General features: G+C 46.3%; 9 protein-coding genes and 1 riboswitch. Of the genes, 3 read left to right on the forward strand and 6 right to left on the reverse strand.

Annotated elements, in window-relative coordinates:
- Positions 1-130 precede the first annotated feature (130 nt).
- The 3 genes from DN752_RS02065 to DN752_RS02075 all read right to left on the reverse strand — a co-directional run bounded on the left by DN752_RS02065 (position 131) and on the right by DN752_RS02075 (position 7074).
- Entirely contained in the window at positions 131-1891 is a 1761-nt protein-coding gene (locus DN752_RS02065; RefSeq protein ID WP_112782437.1) for a glycoside hydrolase family 9 protein, read from the reverse strand.
- 6 nt (positions 1892-1897) lie between these two features.
- Positions 1898-5233, reverse strand: coding sequence for a VCBS repeat-containing protein (locus DN752_RS02070; RefSeq protein ID WP_112782438.1), 3336 nt, complete (start codon positions 5231-5233; stop codon positions 1898-1900).
- A 569-nt stretch (positions 5234-5802) separates the two neighbouring features.
- Positions 5803-7074 carry a glycan-binding surface protein gene (locus DN752_RS02075; protein WP_112782439.1) on the reverse strand — a complete coding sequence of 424 codons (1272 nt, stop codon included), beginning with the start codon at positions 7072-7074 and terminating at the stop codon, positions 5803-5805.
- Between the two features lie 21 nt (positions 7075-7095).
- Between DN752_RS02075 and DN752_RS02080 the strand changes: the two genes are divergently transcribed.
- Positions 7096-7428, forward strand: coding sequence for a hypothetical protein (locus DN752_RS02080; protein WP_112782440.1), 333 nt, complete (start codon positions 7096-7098; stop codon positions 7426-7428).
- Here DN752_RS02080 and DN752_RS02085 read toward each other — a convergent pair.
- The gene (locus DN752_RS02085) at positions 7412-9076 is read right to left on the reverse strand and encodes a RagB/SusD family nutrient uptake outer membrane protein (protein ID WP_112782441.1); all 1665 of its coding nucleotides are present in this window, start codon (positions 9074-9076) and stop codon (positions 7412-7414) included. The genes DN752_RS02080 and DN752_RS02085 overlap by 17 nt on opposite strands.
- Positions 9077-9095: 19 nt before the next feature.
- Positions 9096-12254, reverse strand: a complete 3159-nt coding sequence (locus DN752_RS02090; protein WP_112782442.1) for a SusC/RagA family TonB-linked outer membrane protein — start codon at positions 12252-12254, stop codon at positions 9096-9098.
- 1038 nt (positions 12255-13292) lie between these two features.
- Between DN752_RS02090 and DN752_RS02105 the strand changes: the two genes are divergently transcribed.
- Positions 13293-13910, forward strand: a complete 618-nt coding sequence (locus tag DN752_RS02105) for a hypothetical protein (protein ID WP_112782445.1) — start codon at positions 13293-13295, stop codon at positions 13908-13910.
- On the forward strand, positions 13907-14107 hold the full coding sequence (locus DN752_RS02110; protein WP_112782446.1) for a hypothetical protein: 201 nt from the start codon (positions 13907-13909) through the stop codon (positions 14105-14107). Before DN752_RS02105 ends, DN752_RS02110 begins: the two co-directional genes overlap by 4 nt.
- A 68-nt stretch (positions 14108-14175) precedes the next feature.
- On the opposite strand, the gene DN752_RS02115 is transcribed toward DN752_RS02110, so the two are convergent.
- A complete protein-coding gene (locus tag DN752_RS02115; RefSeq protein ID WP_112782447.1) occupies positions 14176-18342 on the reverse strand; it encodes a hybrid sensor histidine kinase/response regulator transcription factor in 4167 nt (1388 codons plus the stop codon).
- Between the two features lie 721 nt (positions 18343-19063).
- Positions 19064-19260, forward strand: a riboswitch (cobalamin riboswitch).
- Positions 19261-19320 lie beyond the last annotated feature (60 nt).

A 19320-nucleotide genomic window follows, 5' to 3' on the forward strand; every position in this document is an offset into this window, starting at 1 on the left:
GGGTGGAAGCCGTGGCAGCTCGCCGCGGCGAGTTGCCACACCCTTTTCCAACCCACATCCTCCTAAAAAGGGTTCGCAATGACGCTTTTAATGCTAAAAATAAATCGAGCTCAGGTTATTAACACGCCATTTATGGCTGCTCCATAGCCACTACGGCACCCAACAAATAGGCCATGGGAGCATTCCAATTGATGGTGATTTCATTGCTGGCATAGCTGCAAAGGTGATCTACATAAGATTCATCAAAAACAGTAGAAGGATAATCACAACCGTCCTGCTGCCCCGGGTTGGGACCTCCTACCAACAGCCCAGGAACGGGCTCCTTGACATCATCCGCCTCTGAAATCCTGTGATGGGGATACATGGGCGACTTGGCGCCAAAACCAGTAACAAAGCAATATCCCGTAGCATTTCTGCCTAATAGATAGTCTAAATTGGCCATGGCCGCTTCCAAATAAGCGGGATCCTTATCAAAGAAATACAACTGGATAAGTGCTATGCCTTGATTGGCGGCCACTGCATTACTTCCCCACACAAAATCCTTTGGATCCTTGCCCATCACTGACTGAAAGGAAGTGGTGTTCATTTGGTCTAGCCAATCCTCTCCGGTTGCTTTCAAGGTAGACCTTAAGGACGCTATCAACGGTTGGAGTGTTTCGAGTTCATCAGCCTTCCTCAACAGTGAATAATACCCCAGCCAAGCCACATTGCTCCAGCTCGGTACAGAGAAACTTGGAACGGCATCGACAGGGATTTTTTCCAAATAAGCTGCGTCACTGGTGTTGAGGTAAAGCTCACAGGCAGCCCAGATCCATTCGTCCTGCAAGTTTCCATCGCCATAGGCCCCTGTATTGATATCGGGATCGTAGTTGTCATTCAGCTTCTGCTGGTCATAGATATGATCAGGATGTTCAGTTGCCCATTTCCAGGCCGCTTCAGCTTGGTCTTGCCATTTGTCAGCCCTGCCTTCCAAACCTTCCACATTCTTCATTACCCTGGCAGCCTGCGCCATGACCGCCGCAAAATCCAAGGTGGCGGCAGTGGACTTGCTCACCACATATCGCTTTGCCGTGGCATTGACGGGGGTCACCATTCCTTCAAATTCAGCAGTGGTCAACTTATGGTAAACTCCGCCATCAAGAGGATCCTGCATCTGCTCCATCCAATCCAGATTCCACAGGATCTCATCCAATATATCCGGAAGGGTATTTTGACTCTCGGGAATATTCCATTTTTTTTGGTCAAAATAACCTGGAAAATCCTCGTATAAAGACAAAAGCGTCCCCATTGATATGCCACTGTTGACGATGTACTTGTTATAATCACCTGCATCATACCAGCCTTTCGAAGCAGACAAGACCGTCTCTTCAGTCCTAGTATCACTCACTGCAGAAGCATGCACATAGACTTCATCGTCCTTGTGCCCTGCTGCACGTGCCCATTTCCCTGCTTGATCGGATTTAAGCGCTGTGGATGCCCGCTGAAAATAAAACCCTTTCAGCACTGCATCCAATACCTCATCATATACACCTTCCCGAATGACGACCGGGTAAGACCTGCCCACACCTTCTACAAGAATATGGTAAAGCCCTGGCTGCTGAAGACGGGTAAAATCAGCTTTCCACACTTCTCTTTGAGGCACTTGATCTTGGGCTACTTTCACCAAAGAGCCTTCAAGCACTTCCTCCCCGGAAGGGCTGGCGAATACCTTGAAGCCCTCACTTTCGGTTGCGGCCATGACGATGGCCACTTTTTTACTGGAGGGATAATGTCCTACTTGGTTTATGCTGATGGCTTCGGTCAGCTGGGCAAAAGAGCTCCTCTCCTGACAACTCAGCAGCAACAGTGCCCATCCAAGACAAACTCGATACGCATAATTAGGGGTTTTCATAAGCTATTAGGGGGTTATGGGGTGTTTTTTTTGAAATCTCAGCAGCGGTTGGTTATATACGCCGACCCACAGTTCTTCTCCCACCTGCAGGGCACTGCGCACATCTCCTTGGATCTTAAAGCCACTGGTTACTTGGTCGATGTACCGGTATTTTCCTTGGTGGTCTGCCGTGAGCAATACACCATGGTTGGCATCGGTATCGCCCAGTTTTATGCGGGTATGGTGGATATTCCCTCCCAGCCAGAGCTGTTTATCACCGCCGGATGTGAGGGAGATTATACTGTACACTGGAGAAAACTGAGCCTGAACAGGCAATGGTAACGGTTTGAATTTTCCTGATTCCGCTTGTGAGAACAACATCGTCTCCAATGTCGTGGCTTGATAATTCTCGGCTCCCTCCAGTTCTTCTTCAGTAAAAACATCGCTGATCTTTGCCTCGGCATAGCTCGCATAGTTATCAAAATCGATCCGCTTCATACTGATTTGTTCAAACAGTTCATCCCTTGTGACATACGGATAGGTTTCGCCTTGGATGTAAAAGGACAGTATGGGGTCCACGGCGCCATTGCCATCAAAATCCTTAAATAACAATTCGGCAGGCTCCTCTTTGCTCGCCTTGATCTGGGAATTCAACCCAAGATTACCGGCCACCAACTCTGGGCTTCCATCGCCATCCAAATCCTCCACCATCAACGTATTCCATAAACCGACGTAGGATTGACCAAAATAATCGCTTGTCACCCGCTTTATTTCTCCATCCTTATAGTCAAACACCTCAATCCCCATCCAGCGGCCCACCACTATCAATTCTTCCGTCCCATCATTGTCCAGGTCGGCCACCTTAGCATCCGTCACTAGGTGCAATGGCACAAAAGCCTTGATCAGCTCTTCGGGTGCCAGTTCAAATTTTCCTTTACCATCATTCTGGAGCAACTTGGAGGTATAAGACGCTGGAAACCAACCCGGTATCACCGCGCCACCCATAAAAATATCCAGTGATCCGTCCTCATTATAATCCCAGGCGACCACAGCACCAGTACTTTCTTTTACTCGGGGCAATGACTCGGAAGCCAATATGAAGTACCCCTTTCCATCATTTTTATATAGCCGATCGGTCAGTAATGCTGCATCCGGTGACAAATCATGGTAACCACCGCTGGCCACATATAAATCTTGATCACCATCACCGTCCACATCCAAAAACAAAGCGGCAGCGTCCACAGCATCCTTTCCCTGTTCAAAATCAGCTGGTTGTGTCAATTTATATTCTTCGCTCCCCATGGACAGCAGCAAGCTAGCGGCCTGCCCTTTTCCTCCTCCAAAAAACACATCCGGATTCCCATCATTATTGACATCGGCTTTGGCCATTACGGGGCCTAAGGTACTTTGCGGATTGATAAGCAAGGGCTGCCTTTTAAAATCATTGAACAGGACATCCTTGTGGGTGACGAGGCCTGCCCCGTCTACTTCTTCCCAAATTGACTCCTGTATTTCTTTAGGACCGACCGTCTCTTTTTTCGCCTCTTTTTGCGTCAGCATCAGCCGCTGATTGGTCGGGACGGCTGTTATTGTCTGACAGGAACCATCCCTCCACACCACTTTCAACGAATCGATATTTCCCTCGGCTAATCCAAAAGTCAGCACTGGGCTTACACTGGATTGGTACCCCCGAAAGGGCATTTGCTCGAGCAGCTGCTGCTTATCGCCTTGATATACCCAGACCTTTGCGCCGATGCCAAAGGTGTTGGTACCATTTCCGGTTAAGGATACTTGCAGCCACTGGTGATTTGGACGCTCATTTCGTTGGTTTTCGTAGATAAATGCCTCCAAATTCACGTTGTTGACGACCAAATCCAAGTCTCCATCATTGTCCAGGTCTCCATAGGCCGCTCCATTGCTATTCGAAAAATGGTCAATTCCCCAAGCGTTACCTTGGTCGGTAAATTGAAGGTTCCCGCTATTTCTGAAGATATAGTTTTTCACCTCGGATGACGGCATCTGCTTGATCAATTTCAGTATATCCTCTTTGGCCATCGTTCCCACATTAAAAATAGAACTGCGGTACTTGATAAAGTCCAAGTTGGTAAAATCCCTCAAAAAACCGTTGGCTACAAAAAGGTCTTTCCATCCATCCTGGTCAAAATCCACCCAAAGCGGTGCCCAGCTCCAGTCGGTATTGGAAATACCAGCCAACTGCCCAATTTCGCTGAACGTGCCATCGCCATTGTTCAGCTGTAACATATTACGCATATACTGGTGGTGAAGGCCTACTTCATGAAACAAGTTAAAATGCTCATAGTTGTCTTGGGAAGCCAATAATTTCTGCCGCTTGTTTTGTTGGGGAAGCATATCCAGGCTTATCAGGTCCACCAGGCCGTCATTGTTCACATCCGCAGCATCACTGCCCATACTGTACAGACTGGTATGCCCCATCCTAACACTCAGCTCGTCACGAAAACCATGGTTTTCCTGCTGGATGTACAAATAATCAGGAGCAGAATAATCATTGCCAATAAAAACATCCGGCCGATGATCCTCATTAAAATCAGCTATGCTCAAGCCCAGGCCATAGGAAAGCGGGCTTTCGTCCCATCCTGCCTTCTCCGTAATATCCACAAACACCCCGTCCCTATTCTCCAATAACTTGGAACTGCTGTGTTTGTCCTTTTGGTCCAGAATGTACTCAAATGACATGGCGTCCAAATTCCGGAACAGGTCTGCATTATGATCGAGCAAAATGGCATCCAGATCACCATCTCCTTCAAGGTCAAAAAACGCTGCCGAAGTGGTATAGGCAGGATCATCCAATCCGTAAGCCGCAGCTTCTTCCTTAAAATAGGGAATTCCCTCCTCGTCGGCTCCTTGGTTGATAAAAAGCTGATTTCTTCTGCTATCCTCCGCCAATTCGCCACTGTAGCAAACATAAATATCCAGCCATCCATCTCCATTGATATCCACCATGGACACTCCCGTAGCCCAGGCATGCGGCCTGCCAGCTACATTGGCCGCCAAGGTGATGTCTCTAAACTGCATTTCACCCTTGTTGAGGTACAGCTTATTGTCCACCATATTTCCAGAAAAATAACTATCCTCCAATCCATCATTATTGACATCGCCCAACGCCACCCCGCCGCCATTATAAAAATACTGGTACTCAAAAACATTCGCCTCTGGGGTTTCTGTAATGGTATTCCGAAAGGCCACTCCACTCTGCTCATGGTCCAGTAATGCAAAAAGTGGATCTGCTTCCGGGGCTTTGCTCGCTTCATCATTATCCGAACAAGACATTAAGCCCATCGTCATCAAAGTCAACAGAGAGGTGTAGATGCTAGCTTTCGTCATTTTGGGTGTTTTATTTTTTTGATTATGCCTTACTTATCAGCAGGATAATTTCTCACAGATTTCCCGAAATACCACATATAAGTGTTAAAATTTTATCGACATCCTATTACCATGGGGGCTTCGGTACTCATATTTGAGCAAAAAGCTCAAGGCTAGCCGTACTGGGGCACAGCCCTCAGTACAACATGGCAGCAACTAGGAACCGCTTAAACCCAGAATATGCATTAGCCTATCTGTTGCGACCTTAAACTGCTTCAAAATCAGCCGTTTCACTTTAGTTTTCGGCATAACCGTAGCGGTGCTACGCTAATGCCTCCAAACTAACTGATTTTCTTGCAATTTCAGCTCTCACTACGATTCCTAATGCATAATCCGGGTTAAATTACCCCCAAGCCCCTAAAGGGAAAATTTACTGATCGACAGGAAAGTGATGTGGCTGATACTCGGCACAACCCAGGTTCCTGAGCGTAGCCAAACGTTTACTGAGCGTAGCCGAAGTAAAACTCGAAGCGGCAACTTACCGCTTCGAGAGTTGAAACCATAATCCAAAATTTTAAATCTTAATGGCTTTATTCTTCTGCCCTTACGACACGGACATTGTCGATGCCCATGGTAACTGGAACTGTGGATGAATTAGCGTTTTGTATCACTATTCTTAGTTGTTTCACACCGTCAGCTCCCCCAGCGAGAAAATCGCCATAGGTTGCTAACCTCACATTGCCGCTCGTCAGTTGGTTTGCGTTGATAGACACCGTATACCACTGTCCGTCAGAAGTCCGCACAAAATCTGTAATCGGAACACTTGCCTGTAACTCATTTCCATTTATATCCGGATACCATAGATCCAATGTCACTCCTTCTAATGACGCCTCAGTAATCGTCGCCACCTCCATACGTATATCAAAATCCGCTATTGGAGCACTAGTAGTGTATTTGTCGGCTGGTTCTGTGGGGAATATCTGTTCACCACCCCAATTGGCGAAATTGATCACTTTATCGTTACTCCAGCCATTATCAGGTGGCAACTCCATATCAATGGCTCCGAAATTACCATCAATCCCCTCTATCCCTCCAATGGAAGGCACGATCATCTCTCCAGAAATCCCCCAACCCCAGTTCCACGGCCACTCTAGAGCACCATTGGTATCAAAGTCCGCCACCATGCCATCGCCGTCATAGATTTGCGTTCTTCTGTTGGTCGCCGAAGCCCCACTTTGGGTGACGACCGTAATGGAATTACCTTCAGCAAAATCCAATCCGTCAGGAACGGTCACCGTAAGCCTGCTCCCTGTGCTGTTGGTGGTGAATCCGTCGGTCACATAGACATCTTCGCCAGGAAAATATACCGTATCAATAAAATAATAATACCGTCCGAACAGCGTCAGCTGATCCCCAGTCTTCACGTATTCGTTGGCCACGCGGCTGATCTGGGGCGCGGGCGGCAAGGTCTGAAAAGAGATGGAGGTCTCCCCGCCTTTGGTGACCAGTCGAAGCATATTGGGCACATCAGGGTTGGTCGCCACAGTTGGCACGCTGTCCGTGATGGTCACGATCACATTGTCATTGGTGACATAGGCGGGATTTACCCCTACCGGATAGTCATTCAGGTACACCTGCTGGGTAGTTCCAAGGTTATTTCCTAGGATCGCCAAAGTACTGCCCAAGGTGGCCCGACTAAAAGCACTATCTGCTGTGGCCGGATCCGTATAGCGCACACGCTCGATCGAGGGCATGCCGGTCACTTCATCCTCATCTTCCTGGCATGCCAGCGAACACAGCGCCATCGCAAGGACCAAGGCACTGCTGAGGAAATTGAATTTGTATATAGGATTTTTTTTCATTGCTTACTGAGTTATTCGTTAATGGGTTATTGTTCCAAATCTGCTTTATCATCGGCTCCGGATAGCAAAATCCAGCACTCCAACGTCCAGCAAAAGCGCTATCAGAGACAACAGGCCTTCGAAACCGAACGATTCCTGAGCGTAACCAAGTGGCACCTGAGCGAAACTGAACGATTCCGAAGCGTAGCCAAACGGCCTCTAAGTGAATCCGAACGGTCCCTGAGCGTAGCCGAACGATTCCGAAGCATCACCGAACGGTTCCTGATCGTAGCCGAATGGTTCCTGAGCGTAGCCAAACGGTTCCTGAGCGTAGCCGAAGGACCAACATCCTCCGCCACTATTCCGCTGCATTGAAGTCGTACGGTACCGGAGGCTTCCTTAGGTTGGGTGCTTTGGAAAGCTCCACCGATGGAATCGGCAATTGGAAGTTGCTGGCGTTTACATCAAAGTACCTTGGACTGGTATCGTCTTCCGGAATCTCCACTTCCCACATTCTTGGATCTGGGATTTGGTCTGGATATATCCTGAAAGTACCCCGGTCTTGATTGCTCAGCAAATCATAAGCGCGCTGTGGGTCGTAGTAGTGGAGCCTTGTAAACTCATACCACGCTTGCCCTTCCATGGCAAATTCCAATATCCGCTCATTGAAAATATCCTCCCAAGTAATAGCACTCTTGGCACTCACGCCTGCCCTTTCACGCACCATATTATAATAGGTCAGTGCTTCGGCGGGATCGGTTCCCAGCATTGCTTCTGCATAGATCAAATAAACATCTGAGAGCCGCAAAATATAGGTATTGATTTCTGTTCCTTGTTGCACGACTTTCCCGTCATTGTCCTCAGGTCTGCCCACCACGTATTTTTTCACCCAAGCTCTGGTGCCGTAAGGCTGGCCGGCATCTTCGCTGGGAGCGGGTACGCGCAACTCTTGTGCAGCACCTCCGGCAGGTACTTGGGTGATATAATCGTAATGGTCGCCAGGCAGCATAAAGGTGGCTTTTCTCCGCTCGTCAAACACCCAATCATCATACAAGTCCAGCACCCATTTGGAGCCGCCAATATCACCTCCCCAACCGTCAGAAAAACCTGTAATCTCAGAACCATAGGCCAAGAAAGCCTGCACGGAATTTTGGGCACCCCAAGCATTGAGGTTGCCCGCATTATAAGTCCACTGAAGGGCTGCCAAGGTCTCTTGGTTATTGTTATTGGCGGTTTTGAAGAGCTCTTCATAATCCTCCATCAGGCTGGCACCGCTATTATCGATGACACGCTTCGCAAAGTACGCCGCACTGTCCAGGTCATCTTGGTTTCTACTTCCGCTAACGCCCGCTCTCGTAAGGTACATCTTGGCCAGCATCCCTTCGGCACTCCACTTGTTCAGCCGACCCTCCTGCACCGAGCTTTCGGGTAAATTCTCCACCGCATAGCGAAAATCCTTAATGATAAACTGCCAAACCGATTCTACCGTATTCCGCGCAATGGTCGTATCCTGTAGCAAGGTGGTGTTATTGGTGATGATCGGCACGGGTCCCCAGTTTTGTACCAGGTAAGAGTACGCCAAACCACGCATAAACCGCCCTTCTGCAATGCCATGTCGCTTGATCCTATCCGATACTTCGTCTCCTGCGTACTGCTCGATGTTGGCGATCAGTGTATTCGACTGGCCCACGACATTGTAAAAGGATCTCCAGGAGGCCCCATTTTCCGGTGTTTCGCCGGTGGTATTGAAGCGGACATTTTCAAGCTGATAAGAACCGGAAGTCAAGGTTCCCCCACGGGCATCACCGATCCCATGGGAAGCTTTGTCATTGTAAGAAAACCAGACGATATTATAAAGGGGTGCCGTTCCGGCCAATACCTGCTCGTCATTTTGATAAAAATTGGCATCCACGATGGCATCCAGCGGCGGTCGGTCCAAAAACTCTTCTCCACAGCTCCATAAGCCCGCAGTGAGGGTCAGTCCTCCCGCTAGCACCATGGCTTTTTGAATATATTTTTTCATGACTGTTCTCATTTTAAATTTAGAAATCTATGCCCAAGCTGAAGTTATACATTCTCGTCGACGGGTACCTGCCGTAGTCCACGCCGATCAGCTGCTTATCGGCCTCCACATTATTGCCTACATAGGCACCTACTTCAGGATCATAGCCTTTGTACTTGGTCCATGTCGCCAGGTTTTGCACGCCAAATGACAGGCGTGCCCCGCGGATGACATTTTGCCATCCCAGCAGCTCTTCATCAAATTCATAGCTTAGGTTGATGTTCTTAAGCCTTACATAAGAACCATCTTCCACAAACTTGTCACTGATCCTGATGCCGTTTCCGTTTGGATCCGTAACGGTGATCCGTGGAATATCCGTTGCTGGATTGGCTAGATAAGGATTTCCCTCACTGTCCATTTCCACCTTGGCATAGTCAAAGGTCTCCACCAGTAGGTTCCTGCCCAGGTTGATATTGTTGGGATTGGTATTGTAAAAGCGTGAGTAGTTAAACACATCCGCTCCAAATGCTCCCAGCAACAAAATATCCAGCTTGAACCCTTTGTACTCAAAGGTCTGTGTGGTACCAAAAGTAAACTTGGGCCAAGGATTACCGATAAAAGTCTGGTCCCGTTCGTCAATGATATTGTCGCCATTAAGGTCCTTATATTTGATGTCACCGACCCAGATATCATCTTCCCCAATAGGAAGCCTTTCACCGTTATTGTCTGCTGGTATTGCACTCCCTTCGATGTCCTCCACCGATTGGAAAATCCCGTCGTACTGATAGCCATAAAACAACCAAGGAGATTGGCCAATGACCGCCCTTTGGGTAAAGTCATTCATGTACCAAGCTGTCCGATCCACAAAGGCTGACTCGGAATAAAACTTCGTCACTTCTGTCTTGAAGCCCGAAAAGTTAAAGTTGGAGCTCCATCTGAACGAAGTGGCGCGGTTATCGATATTGATGGTATTGATCGTAAAGGCATAGCCTTGGTTTTCCAGCGCACCGATGTTCACCGTTGGTGTGCCGATGCTTCCTTCTCCCTCTGTCCCCATGTACCAAGGAAGTGGATTGGGCAACAGTAAGTTATCTGTGATTTTCTTATAAAAATCACCTTCTAGCTGCACCCTGTTATTGAACATGTTCAGGTTAAAGCCCACATTATACGTCTGGGTTTCTTCCCAGGCCAGCTCCGGGTTACCGTATCGCGTGACCAAAAATCCGCCGCCCCAAGGAGTGGGGACACTCGGTGAGCTGAGTGGTGCATAGATGGCATTGGCACTACCTTGGTTACCGGTGAGTCCTGTCTCTACCCGAATCTTCAACTCATCCACCGCTGCCATTCCTGCCATAAAATTCTCTTCGGACATTCTCCATGCTGCCGAAACAGAAGGAAAATATCCCCAGCGGTTTTCAGGGCCAAAATTCGCTGATCCATCCGCACGTAAGGCTGCCAAAACGATGTACTTGTCATCATACGTATAATTGATCCTTCCCAGGTAGGATTCCATGGCCCATTGGTTTTTGTTGCCGCCATTGGTGGCTCCTTGCGAAGAGCCCAGTCCCAAAACCGGGAGATCATTGGAAGTGAAATTTTGCCTTGATCCTTCTATCGACTCCCAGTTGGACTCTTGGGCCTCATGGGTAAACATCACCGTTAAATCATGTTTCTCGGCAAAGGTCTTGTTATAGATCAAGGTCTGTGACCAGTTCCAATAAAAACTGTTCTCAGCTTTGCTGCTCAGCTCGTTCACATCATTGGTCACCGAACCAAGCGTATAAGTTGGTGTCCAAAAATGCCCATTGGCATAGTTGATATTACCGTTCAACTGGGTAGTGAATTTCAATCCTTCCATGATGTCAATTCCCAGGTTCAGTCCACCCAGCGCCTGTCTACGCTTGTAGGTTCTGTCCAGTAAGTTGGCCAAGGCAATGGGATTGGGCGGGGTAAACTGCAAACTACTGCCGTTCAGCGCATCTGCACCGCCCCAGCTGCCGTCAGGGTTTTGGACCGGGATATTGGGAGCCATCTGGATGGCGTAGTTGATGATATCACTACTGCCAGTGGCGAGCTGCTCATCTGTTTCGTTCAGGGCCAAGTTCACCCCAATAGTAAGCCAATCCCGAACTTCGTTATCCAGGTTAAGCCTAATGGAATACCGCTCAAATCCAGAACCAATGGCCACTCCGTCTTGGTTAAAATATTCTCCGGACAAGTAGTACTTAGTACTTTCATTACCACCACTCAGGCTGAGGGAATGCTTGTTCAGCGCTGCTGTCTTATAAAGCGCACCTTGCCAATCCGTTCCTGCTCCAAGTAATGACGGATCCAGAAAGGCTGCTGGTGGATCACCACCTGTCAGGTCACGAATCGTATTGGTCATCTCTGCGTATTGCTGCAGGTTCATCACATCGAGGTTATCAGGCTTGTCCTGCAAGCTGTAGAGATACGAATAGTTGATATTGGTCTGCCCTTCTTTTCCCCTTTTGGTGGTGATCAGCACCACGCCATTGGTACCCCGAGAACCATATATGGCAGTAGCTGAGGGGCCCTGAAGGATCTCCATGGATTCGATATCACTCGGGTTCAATCCCGCCAAAGGATTGGTACCGGAAGTAGGCCCGTAAGTAACGGTGTTGGGCTGGATCTGCACACCATCGATGACATAGAGAGGTTCATTGGAGCCACCTATGGAGTTGACACCACGAATATTTACGGACAACCCTCCACCTGGTGCACCGGTGTTTTTGGTCACGTACACACCTGCCGCACGGCCTTGGATGGCCTGCTCGATGGTGGTATTTACGGTCCGCTCGATATCATCGGAGGTGACTGTCACCTGGGCACTGGACATGTCTGATTTTTTCATGGTACCGTAACCGACCACCACAAATTCCTCCAAGTTGGAGATGTCTTCTTCCAGTTGGATATTGATGACGCTCTGGTTGCCGATGGCCATTTCCTGCTGCTTGTAGCCGATAAAGCTGTAAACCAACACATCCTCTGCATCAGCAGTGATGTTATAATTTCCCTCCAAGTCGGTGGTTACCCCCTTGGAGGACCCTTTGATAATAATGCTGACCCCGGGAATGGCTTCTCCATCCGAGGCGGCACTTACCTTACCGGTCACCGTGACCTGGGCATAGGTGATTTCTGCGAACAACAGCAGAAACCCTAAGAGTAAGCATTTTTTCATAGTTATTGAGGTTTATTGATAAGGTGAATAGATGAAAAAAGGCACTCCCACCAGCCAAAAAAGCTCACGGGAAGCCTTTCCCAACAGGTTTAAGCGTAGGATAGCAATAGGCTGTCGTTACGTCGTAATTGGTCTGGCAAAAGCTGCCAATCGCAAGAATGCGTTATCCGAGGTGGTGGATAAACCAATAATCTTAAAAGGTGTGTGCACTTCAGAAGGAAACTGATAAGCTCCCTTTGCTTCAAAGTAGTATATAGTATATCTGTCATTATGGGTTTAGGTTAATTTCCTAATCTAATGTAGGTCTAATCAAAAAAATAGTGGGTTATGAAATGTTTATTTGAAGGGGCGCAAATGTTAACAAGCGGTTTATTGGCTATATAAGCTGCTAAAAGCCCTGTTTTATGGCTTCCATGAACTAAAAAAAATCAGCATCTACCTGTATTTTTGCCAAAAGTTACTTTCCCATTCTAACATTAGTGGACCCAAAATCAATCAATCTCCGGCGCAAGGGATCCTTTAGAGATGGTAAGAAAGCCAATGGCTCATTCTATCTAAGCTTACCGGTGCAAGATGGGTACAAATCGATTATATGGTACCAATATTCAGGATGAAAAAGGTGACCACACGTTTAAGTTTGTCAAAAGGATTTCGTTAAAAAACCTTAACAATTATTGTTATAACCCAGTTAAATCAATTAATTTGTTAAAAATAATTTTTATATATCAGACAACAAACAACAACTTGATCCTACGAGCCAGCTTATTGAAACCTCTATAAACGACCAGGATCTTCCCAAATTCTACTTTAATGGGTTTGCCAATGGCATTGGAATTTCTGACATCGTAATGGTGTTAACTACCAATGGTAAACCTACTGCTGTATTAAATACTTCTCTGACTGTTGCGAAAACCTTACATCAAAAACTTGATCAAATGATAAAGAGTATAGAATCAGCGTCAGGGAACCATATAATGACAACCGAGGAACTTCAAGGTTCGTTAAATAAAGCGTATCCGCCTAAAGAAGGATAATACAATGAATTATAACATAACCATACCAGACAAAGCACAAATAGAACATCCAATATTCAATAAGATAAGATCCTTTTCGGAATTTGAAAAAGGATGGCATTTTGGAGAAGGAATTAAATTTCAGGATGAAAGAATAAACACAGCATTAACTGTATCCGAAGTTTTGTCTGACATCGTTTCCCCAAAATTAGACGCTTTCCCTGGCTTTAACGGAGAAATAGCCCTGACTTCCTACCCTAAAGAAAAGTATTTCGAAGTCATAATTGAGTCTGATGCTTGTTTTTTATTGACCGTGGAGGACGAAAACGGTATTGAGTTAATTGATCATGAAGAGTTCAAATCTCTGGATCATTTAATCAAAGGCTTACAGAAATACGTTCAGGAATTTTTATGGAATACATCAGAATACTCACAAAACATCACTTCGACTCAAACAAGAATAGGTTCATTAGTCTCGCATTCAGGAATTCTACCGGAGGAGGTATTTCCGTCGTTGAGCGTGAGTGTGCATGCGGGGATAACAGTTGCCCCTGTGAACATATCGTTCAGCACTACTCCATGGCAGCAACTCCACCGCTATACTGGAAATTCGACGAACACAAAATTCGTACTGATGGGTTGAATTTTACTTTTGAAGAAGATGACTCCCAAGGGGACCGTTACCATTATAACATGAACGGTATACCTGATACCCAAGCAAAAAAGATCTTCAAGACCCATCATCCTGAAAACATTTTTCTTTGTGAGAATGATGGAGAGATAAACAATAGTGTAATGGAAGTAGCGGAAATGATAAAATCTGGAACGATAAAATTTTAGGTTAAGAAATTAATCATTTTCATATCCTGATCACCAACCTTTACCAATTACCCAAAAAATCAAAAAAATCAGCCACTTCTGTGTGCTGCCTCCACTTTTTGCTGGGCATACACGGAGGGCAATACCTGATATTCTGCTTTAAAATGCTTGGTAAAGTATTTGGCATTGTTATACCCCACTTGGTAAGCTACTTCCGCCACGGTAAGTTGGCTTTCGCCCAGCAATTGGGTAGCCCTTTCCAAGCGGATCATGCGAATAAATTCCAAGGGTTTTTTTCCCGTCAGGGAAGTGAGTTTTTTGTAGAGATGCACCCGGCTCATGGCCAGCTCTCCACTGAGCATTTCTACCGAAAGCTCCGGATTGTCCATATTGTCCTCCACCACTTTTACCGCCTTTTGGATCAGCCTGTCATCGAGGGATTCGAGTTTCACCTCACTGGTGATGACTCCTATTCGTTTCTTGAACCGCTCCTGTAACAAACTGCGTTCGTTCAGCAGGTTCCTGACCCGAAGCAACAAAAGCTCTACATTAAAAGGCTTGGTGATGTAATGGTTGGCACCACTGTCCAATCCTTCCAGCTGCTTCTCTTCCGAGGATTTGGCGGTCAAGAGGATCACGGGAATATGGGAGGTACGAAGGTCCTTTTTCAGCAATTGGCAGAGCTCCACGCCGTTCATCTTGGGCATCATCACATCACTGATCACCATATCGGGAATATGCTCAAATGCCATTTCACTCCCTTCTTCCCCGTTTAGCGCTGTGATCACTTTGTATTCCTCCACCAGGCAGGATTTCAGGTAATGCACAAATTCCTCATTATCCTCTACCAACAAGATGGTCTTTTTTTCTGATTGCTCAATCCCTTCCATTTCCTCCTCGTCACTTTCCTCATAAGCCAGTTCTGTATGGGCTATTTCCTCCACTGGCAAGGTCACCGTAAACGTACTGCCACGTCCCACTTCACTTTCCAATAAAACGTCCCCATCATGCAGCCGCGCAAATTCCTGCACGATGGACAAGCCGATACCACTTCCTTGGTTCAGGCTATCACTGTTTTCTTCCCCGACATAGTAGCGGTCAAAAATCCGCTTTTGGTCCTCCTCTCCTATGCCTACACCAGTATCCTGTACACTGATCGATAGGCTTCCTTTTTCCCCTGCTGAATGAGGACTTTCATAATTCACCATTACCTTGATCGCTCCTCCCCTATAGGTAAATTTAAATGCATTGGAAAGGAGGTTAAAAAGGATTTTCTCCAATTTATCTACATCAAAATGCGTAAATAATTGCTGTTTATTGCTCATAAAATCCAAGGCAATATTCTTCTTCTCCGAAAGGTCTTCAAACGACTGGGTAGTTTCACGCAAGAAGCCAATAACATCTCCTTCTACGGGAGAAAAATCTATGCCTTCCGATTCGATTTTACGGATGTCCAGCAGTTGGTTGATCAGGTTCATCAGGCGCTTGGCATTTCGCTGAATGGTAAGGTAATGGTTTTGTGTATGTGGCTCGTTGGTAGTCTTCAGCAACTTCTCCACTGGTGCCAAAATCAAGGTCAGCGGTGTCCTGAATTCATGGCTGACATTGGTGAAAAACTTGGTTTTCATTTTGTCCAGTTCTTTCATCCGCTTGGCTTCTTCCCTGTCTTGGGCGATTTGGAGGCGGTCTTTTTCCCGGGCAATGATTTCCCGTTGGATCGCTATGACGATCAAGGCCACAATGACAAAATATATCAAAAATGCCAATGGGGTTTTCCAAAATGGTGCCAGGACTTCTATATCCAGCATCTGGGCTTTTTCGCTCCACACACCATCATTATTGGCCGCTCTCACCTTAAACGTATAGTTTCCCGGATCCAAGTTGGTATAGGTGGCCTTGGTCACCCCGTCTTCTACCTCCACCCAGTCGCTATCAAAACCTTCCAACATGTACCGATATTGGTTTTTGTCAGAATGGATAAAGTTCAGTGCAGCAAATTCAACGGCAAAAACGTTTTCATTATGCTTCAGCACCAGCTTTTTGGTTTGGTTGATGTTTTGCTCCAACACTATTCTACCCGCTATTTTTTTGCCTATCTTCACAGACTTGTTAAACAATTGAAAATCCGTCAAAACGACTTTGGGACTTTCTTCGTTCATTCGCATTTTGTTAGGATAGAAAATATTATAGCCATTGGGCCCACCAAAGACCAGCTCACCTTTTGAGGTCTTCAACGCGGAATTCTCATTGAAAGAGTTTCCCTGTAGTCCATCTCCCACGCTAAAATTACGAAAAGCCAATGAAAGCGAATCCTTGTCCTTGGCCCTACTTACTTGTACATGGCTCAGCCCAGTGGTCGTACTCAGCCAGAGGTTATGGTTATTGTCTTCCAGGATTTTTACGACATGATCAGACGGAAGACCATCTGTATGGTTAAAATTATGGAATACACCTTCCGCTTGATCAAAGTAACTAAGCCCTTGAGTAGTCGCCACCCACATCGTACCATTACTATCCTTTAAAATATCCATGATATTGTTCCCTGCCAAGGATGACGAATTACCGATTTCGTGGCTATGGTAAGCTGCAAAACCACTTTTCAGGCTGATTACATCAATCCCATTGCCACCACCAATCCAGAGATTTCCCGCCGTGTCCTCCTCCAAGGAAGAAATATAATCACAGTGCATAGGAAACCGACCCTCGGGTCCGATAAAATGGATAAAGCTATCCGTTTTGGGATCATAGAGGTCAAGACCGCTGCGCAAAGTGCCTGCCCAGACATTCCCTTCCCTATCCTCATATAGCTCCCATACACTTTCACCGGAGAGACTTTGTGGATCATTGGCATCAGGCTGGTAATTCCGGAACAGCTGACCATCAAAACGACTAAGTCCCTTCAAATAAGTAGCAATCCACAGCTCGCCATTTTGGTCTATCATCAGGTCCACGATAATGTCTCCGGGCAAGCTGTTTCCTTCGCCTTCTTGATGCTTGTACTCCGTATATCGCTGCTTCTTCCGGTCAAAATACAACAGGCCATTTCCATTGGTGCCAATATAAAAATTGCCCTTTTCGTCCTCCACAAAGCAGTTGATGTCATTGTAAGGAAGGGACTGTTTGGCCGTCAGCATGTGTTTGACATGGGGAAAACGGATCAATTTCTCGTTGTACAGGTTGATACCATTCTTGAAGGTGCCCACCCAGATAATACCTGAACGGTCTTTCATGAGCTCATACACACTGTTATGTGCCAGGCTGTGGGGATTTTCGGGATCATGTTGGAGGTAATTCACGGTCATGTCTTCCTTGCTGAGGACATTAATTCCGCCATGATCGGTACCGATCCAGATTTCGTTCTTTTTGTTTTCTACAATTCCCCTTACTTGGTTATTGTTCAGCTTTACCTTTTCTGAGTTGGTATGAAGGTGATGTAATCGATCAGCATAGCTGTCAAAATAAAATAGTCCTTCGCCATTTTCATACAGATAGATCCATGCATCATCATCACTATCAATAAAAATCCGGAAATCATCCGTATAGTTGACATTCGTATCTCCAAAAAGCTCGATCCGTCGCCTTACTTTTAATGAATTGGCTCCAAGGATATCCACTGCACCATTGGAATATACCAGCCAGTACTCGCCGTGGGAGTTTTCGGCAATGGCCGACACATAATTATAACTGATAGAAGAAAAATTGTCCTCTTGATGTTTGAGGTGAACAGTTTTTTGTGAACGAGGATCATATATGCTGATGCCCTGATTGGGATGTCCAAACCAATAGCGCCCTGAGTTATCTTCATATACCAAATGAACAACCGCACTTAACAGACCATACCGCTTTGCATACTGTGAAAGGGAGGTGCTGAAAGTCTCTGTGCTCGCATCATACACCTCCATGACATTGTTCCGGTTGAGCAGCCAAAGTGCTCCTTCAGGACCGGGCATGATTTTTCTGACACTGTTTTCGGATAAGGAGGTGGTGTCATTGGGACGGTTTCTGAAAACGCTAAACTCTTCTCCATCATAGCGGTTTAGCCCTGAGTTGGTCGCCATCCAGATATAGCCCAGCTCGTCTTGATGAATATCCGTAACACTGTTATTGGACAGCCCATCTTCCACCGTAATGGCACCAAATAGGTAATTGCCCTCCTGCGCATAAACACTGGAAAGTCCTGTCAGCAATAAATAAACGTACAACAAGCTTACAAAAAAACGATTCATCTGGCTATTGGGGTCATTGGGTATTGCCAATATAGTGTAAACTTTACCTCAAATCAACTAAACTGTTTCCCTGCGAAATACTAAATGCGTTTGTCCTGTTGAAAACTACTGGGCAAACGCATTTAAAAAAATGTTCTATTTGGTATTTATATTTGTCGTTCCTTTGGAATTTAGCTTTATATGTATCCGCTACATTACATGTAATCAAATTCACTACTGTTTATGCTTTATCAGACTTTCCTACTTTTTCCATTGATGAAAAAGTAGGAAAAAAATCTAGGCCATGGAGCATCCTTCAAATTAAGAGGTTGGGTTTACGAGTACGATTTCGGTTGCCTTAATTTGATTTTGTGCCAGTTGCTATGGGCTAAAACTGAGTGGATCTCACTTGTCCACTGCGCGAGCTAACTCATTTTCTTAACGCCCCCATCAACTGTCCCAAAACCGAATGCTCCAAAGGCCGAATAATGGACTCACAGTGGACACTTCGTTTCTATAAGCCTAAGTGTTGCGTTACGGATACACATAAAATTCTTGAACCGGTTTATGGACTTAAGTGCCAGCGGCACGATAAATTTTGTAACCTGCGGATTCATCCGCAGGAGCTTAAGCTCTCCTCAACCTCCCGAAGGAGTGCCAGCGGCACGGATGATAGCTATGCCTACACGAAATTTGTTTCCCTTCAAAACACTTAATGCGTTTGCCACACTTGAAAACCACCTTCCATTGCAACTTCCCCGCAAAAAACCTTATCTTTGCGCCAGTTTTTGGCACCTATTCACCTAAAAGGAGAATGGTTTAATAGGGAATCCGGTGAAAATCCGGAACTGTACCCGCAGCTGTAAGCTCCCAAAAGCAACTGGTAACCAAGCCACTGTCCGACATATCGGATGGGAAGGCGCCAGGTGTGGAGCAAGTCAGAAGACCTGCCATCAACTGCTATAATTCAGAGCTTTCGGGTGAAAGGCTATGAAACTTCAACGGATCTTATCGATGATGAGATCTTCA

Origin of the sequence: Echinicola strongylocentroti (assembly GCF_003260975.1) — a bacterium.
Classification (GTDB): domain Bacteria; phylum Bacteroidota; class Bacteroidia; order Cytophagales; family Cyclobacteriaceae; genus Echinicola; species Echinicola strongylocentroti.

What these genes read in the sequence shown, in the direction of transcription:
- DN752_RS02065 (WP_112782437.1), bottom strand. Translation starts at nt 1,891, where the DNA reads ATGAAAACCCCTAATTATGCGTATCGAGTTTGTCTTGGATGGGCACTG.
- DN752_RS02070 (WP_112782438.1), bottom strand. Translation starts at nt 5,233, where the DNA reads ATGACGAAAGCTAGCATCTACACCTCTCTGTTGACTTTGATGACGATG.
- DN752_RS02075 (WP_112782439.1), bottom strand. Translation starts at nt 7,074, where the DNA reads ATGAAAAAAAATCCTATATACAAATTCAATTTCCTCAGCAGTGCCTTG.
- DN752_RS02080 (WP_112782440.1), top strand. Translation starts at nt 7,096, where the DNA reads ATGGGTTATTGTTCCAAATCTGCTTTATCATCGGCTCCGGATAGCAAA.
- DN752_RS02085 (WP_112782441.1), bottom strand. Translation starts at nt 9,076, where the DNA reads ATGAAAAAATATATTCAAAAAGCCATGGTGCTAGCGGGAGGACTGACC.
- DN752_RS02090 (WP_112782442.1), bottom strand. Translation starts at nt 12,254, where the DNA reads ATGAAAAAATGCTTACTCTTAGGGTTTCTGCTGTTGTTCGCAGAAATC.
- DN752_RS02105 (WP_112782445.1), top strand. Translation starts at nt 13,293, where the DNA reads ATGAATTATAACATAACCATACCAGACAAAGCACAAATAGAACATCCA.